General features: G+C 69.4%; 5 protein-coding genes. 1 reads left to right on the top strand and 4 read right to left on the bottom strand.

The window, feature by feature from the left end:
• Positions 1-296, top strand: a 296-nt coding sequence (locus VNE60_11805; GenBank protein HVB32204.1) for a hypothetical protein, incomplete at its 5' end; no start/stop codon positions are given.
• On the opposite strand, the gene VNE60_11800 is transcribed toward VNE60_11805, so the two are convergent.
• The 4 genes from VNE60_11800 to VNE60_11785 all read right to left on the bottom strand — a co-directional run.
• On the bottom strand, positions 232-1,263 hold the full coding sequence (locus tag VNE60_11800; GenBank protein ID HVB32203.1) for a glycosyltransferase family 2 protein: 1,032 nt from the start codon (positions 1,261-1,263) through the stop codon (positions 232-234). The two genes, VNE60_11805 and VNE60_11800, sit on opposite strands and share 65 nt — an antisense overlap.
• Positions 1,260-2,930 (bottom strand): B12-binding domain-containing radical SAM protein, encoded by a 1,671-nt coding sequence (locus tag VNE60_11795; protein HVB32202.1) that lies wholly within the window; start codon positions 2,928-2,930, stop codon positions 1,260-1,262. Before VNE60_11795 ends, VNE60_11800 begins: the two co-directional genes overlap by 4 nt.
• A 1-nt stretch (position 2,931) precedes the next feature.
• Complete coding sequence (locus VNE60_11790) at positions 2,932-3,687, bottom strand: SDR family oxidoreductase (GenBank protein HVB32201.1); 756 nt, start codon at positions 3,685-3,687, stop codon at positions 2,932-2,934.
• The coding region (locus VNE60_11785) for a polyketide synthase dehydratase domain-containing protein (protein HVB32200.1) at positions 3,684-4,062 on the bottom strand (379 nt) is incomplete at its 5' end. The genes VNE60_11785 and VNE60_11790, both read right to left, overlap by 4 nt.

Below are 4,062 nucleotides of genomic sequence, written 5' to 3'. Positions count from 1 at the left end.
TGCTGCTCAACTACGCGCTGTACCGCGACGGCTTCGTGGCGTTGGACCGCGGGTACAACTTCGTGCTGGTCACGGCCTCGTCGCGCTACTCGGTGCGCGACGGCGTCTTTCTGGACGCGCACGGCACGCCGATTCCCGTGGTCCACAACGCCGGCAATGTGGACACCATGCGAGCCGTTCGCGAATTCGGGTACGGCGCCGGTGGAAACTATCGGCGGCGATGGGTGCCGCTCAGAATCCGTCTGCTGATCGCGCAGGGGTGGCTGGCGAAGCTCCGGCGGAAGCTGCGGCCGTGACCTCGACCGCGTCCGGCCAGCGCGCCGGCCGCTTCCACAAGGCCCAGTAGTACCGCCGCACCCCGAACAGCTGGGCAATCCACAGATAGTGGAATCCCACCCAGGCCGGGCTCACCAGTTCCAGCGGCCGAGCCGCCACGGCACGCAGCCGGTAGCGCAGCGCGCTGAGCACATCGCCGCGGCGCGCCGCCAGGAACGAGAGGTAGCAGGCCACGGTGTAGGCTCGCCGGCGCAGCACGGCCCGCGGCGTATCCGGCCAGGTCTCCTCGATCCACTCACTGTCGGCCGCCAGCGTTCGCTCCATGAGTTCGTAGTCGCCCGACACGCTGTCCGATCGCAGCCGGTAGCCCACCAACGCCTGCGGCACGACGGCGAATTCGCAGATCGCCGCCAACGCGATGAACAGCGGCCAGTCGTCGTTGGGCGCCGAGCGTTCCGGATAGCCGCCCGCCGCCTGGAACGAGCGCCGCCGGATGAGGGGCACGCTGCCGCACCCGGGCAGGGAGTCGGCCACCATCGCGTTGAACACCTTTCCCCGCGCGGTGGCGCGCTTCCACCCCGGAAAGATCACGCGGTCGTCGTCGTCGATGCCGTCGCTCCAGCAGTACACCACTCCCGTGTTCGCCGGCGCGCGGGCCAGCGCCTGCACCTGCCGCGCCAACTTTTCGGGATGCCAGAGGTCGTCGGCGTCGCACGGGGCCAGCAGGTCTCCCGCGGTCATGGACGCGCCGAGGTTGCGCGCCGCCGCGGTGCCGCGATGCGGACCCGGCACGGCGCGGATCCTCCGGTCGCGGCGGGCGGCCTCGGCGATGACGCCGGCCGTGCCATCAGTGGACCCGTCGTCCACGACGACGATCTCGATGTTCCGGTAGGTCTGCCGCGAAACGGACGCCAGCGTGCGGCCGAGAAACGCCTCGGCGTTGTACGCCGGAATGAACACCGAGACGAGAGGCCCCGAATCGGTCATGCCGGGATCGCCGCGACCCCGGGCTTCTGCCAGACCCCCCGGTCGATGGCGTCTATCTGCCGCCGCACCTCGCGGATTACCGTTCGGCTGAACGGACCCACGTGCAGATACAGCGAGATCACGCTCATCTCCGCCTTGAGCGCTTCGGGATTCGTGCGCACACAGTCGAACAGCATGCGCGCGAACGGCACGATCAACCGCGGCTGCCGCGACGCCATCAGCCACACCACCCCCAGCCCCTCGCGCAACTCGGTGGCGTTGAGCGACCGCGCAAACCGTAGCGCCCGGCGCACGGGTCCGGCGGGCCCGGCCGGTTTGGCGGACTCCTGGGAGATTCCCGGGCGAACGGGCTTCAGCATGCGCCCCATGCGGCCCACCCGCGCGAAGAACGCCGAGGGCGCGTAGATGCGCTCCAGCACGTTCACGTAGTCGGCGAGGATTTCGCGCCTTGGCCGCAGGGTCTCGAAATTGATGCCCGCCACGCACTGATCGGCCACCGCCGCCCCCGCGATGTCGATGTCGTTGCCGACAAACAGCCGGCCCTCGTGCTCCAGGCGCCGCGTGAGCTGGGTGTTGGGCAGCGCGTACAGCAGCCCCACCATGCAGATGGGAATGGCCGACGCCTCGATGAACCGCACCATGGAATCGGCCACCCCGCTCCGCTCGGTGTCGAAGCCCAGGATGAACCCGGCCGTGACCCACATGCCGTGCGCATTGATTTTGTGGACGCTCTCCACCAGGTCGCGCATGGTGTTCTGCTTTTTCTGCATGCCCACCAGCGTCGCCTCGTCGGGGCTCTCGATGCCCACGAAGAACGCGAAGAAGTTCGCGTCGCGCATCCACGCCAGCACCTGGTCGTCGGCCGCGATGTTCACCGACGCCTCGGTGGAGAACTCGAAGGGAAATCCGTGCGCGCGCTGCCATTCGATGAGCCGCGGCAGCAGCTCGCGCAACGCCTTCTTGTTGCCCACCAGGTTGTCGTCCACGAAGTCCACGCGGCCGCGGAAGCCGAGCGCGTACAGCGCGTCCAGTTCCACCAGCATCTGATCGGGCGTCTTCACCCGCGGCACCCGGCCGTACAGCTCGATGATGTCGCAGAACTCGCAGTTGAACGGACACCCCCGCGAGAACTGGACGCCGATGCGCAGGTAGTCCTTGAACGTGAGCAGCTCGAACCGGGGCACGGGCGTGCGCGTCACGTCGGCCGTGAACTTCTCGGCAACGAAGCTGCCTCGGCGATCCCCACGCTCCCACGCCGCGATGAAGTCGGCGATCACCAGCTCCGCCTCGCCGATCACCTTGAAGTCCGCCTCGTCGTACAGCTGCGGGCTCGAACTGATGTCGGGGCCGCCCACCACCACGGGCTTGCCGCGCGCATGGCACATGCGGATGACTTCGAGCGTGTGGGCCTGCTGCGGCAGCATCCCCCCGGTCATCACCAGGTCGGCCCACGCGAAGTCGGCGTCGGCCACGGGCGTGCAATTGAGGTCGAGGAACCGCACCGGCCAGTGTGCGGGCAGCATGGCGGCCACCGTGATCAACCCCAGCGGCGGCGAGAGCATCCGCGCGCCCCCCGCCTCGCTCGCGGCCCGGTTGTCCCAGAACGACCCCGAGTTGAAGCGCGGGTAGAGCATCAGGACGTTCGGGCCGGGGCCGGGGGCGATCACGTCACGCTCGCAGGCTCGCGCCGCCGTCTACGATGAGCGTCTGCCCCTGAATGAGGTCGCTGGCCGCGCTGCACAGAAACACCACGGCGTCGGCCACGTCGTTCGCGGTGAGTTCGCGGCCGCCCACCATCATGGCGGCGTTGGCCTTTTCGAACGCCTCGCGCGGGGCAACGCGGGTGGAGTCGGTGTCCACCAGCCCGGCCAGCACCACATTGAAGTTGATGCGGTCGCCGAGTTCGAGCGCCAGGTGCCGCACCAGACTCTCGAGCGCCGCCTTGGACGTGCCGATGGTGGCGTACGCCGGCAGCGCCCGGTGCGAACCGTGGCTGGACATGGCCACCACCTTGGCGCGCCCCTGGGCCTTGTGCAACAGCGGCAGCGCCGCCTGCGTGAGCGTGAGCAGCGGCGTGACGTTGGTGGCCATCGCCGCCTGGAGGTGCTGCGGCGTGGTGTCCACCAGCGACCGGAAGCCGCCGGTGGCCACGTTGCTCACCAGCACGTCCAGACGGCCGAAGCGCTCGCCCAAGAACGCGATCATCGCCTGCACGTCGTCGGGCTCGCTCACGTCGGCCTTCACCACGGCGGCCTGACGCCCCATCTGCCGGATCTCTTCGGCCACTTCGCGGGCGGCGCTCTGCGAGGTCAGGTAGTTCACGGCCACGTCGGCGCCGGCGCGGGCCAGGTGCAGCGCGCTGGCGCGCCCAATGCCCCGCGAGGCGCCGGTCACCAGACAGATCTTGTTGCTGAGATCGATCACCGGAGCACCAGTTCCCTGGCCGCGATCCGGGCAATCCGGTAGCCCCTGGCGTCCATGAGCGTTTCGCCATCGGCGCCGTACAGCCGGAACTCGAACCGGCCCATCTCGTCGGTCTGCGGGCCGGCCACCACCTGCACCACGCAGTCCTCGCGCGGCATGGGGAAGCGTCCGACAAAGAGTTCGTCGATGCCCGCGGGTATCGAATGCCCGGGATCGAGCGCCCAGGCCAGGCACGCGGTGGCGTAGAAGCAGGCGTCGAGCACGGCCAGGTGCAGCCGCCACCCCACGGCGGGCCGCGCCGTGCCGCCCACCTCCACGATGGCGGGCGCCACGATCTCGCCCTGCAGGCCACGCTCGGTGAGATGGAACCGCCGC

This window comes from Gemmatimonadaceae bacterium (genome assembly GCA_035533755.1).
Classification (GTDB): domain Bacteria; phylum Gemmatimonadota; class Gemmatimonadetes; order Gemmatimonadales; family Gemmatimonadaceae; genus JAGWRI01.
This window is presented reverse-complemented; position numbering and strand designations above follow the sequence as displayed.

Coding starts and splice junctions, on each gene's coding strand:
- VNE60_11800 (HVB32203.1), bottom strand. CDS start 1,263: ATGACCGATTCGGGGCCTCTCGTCTCGGTGTTCATTCCGGCGTACAAC.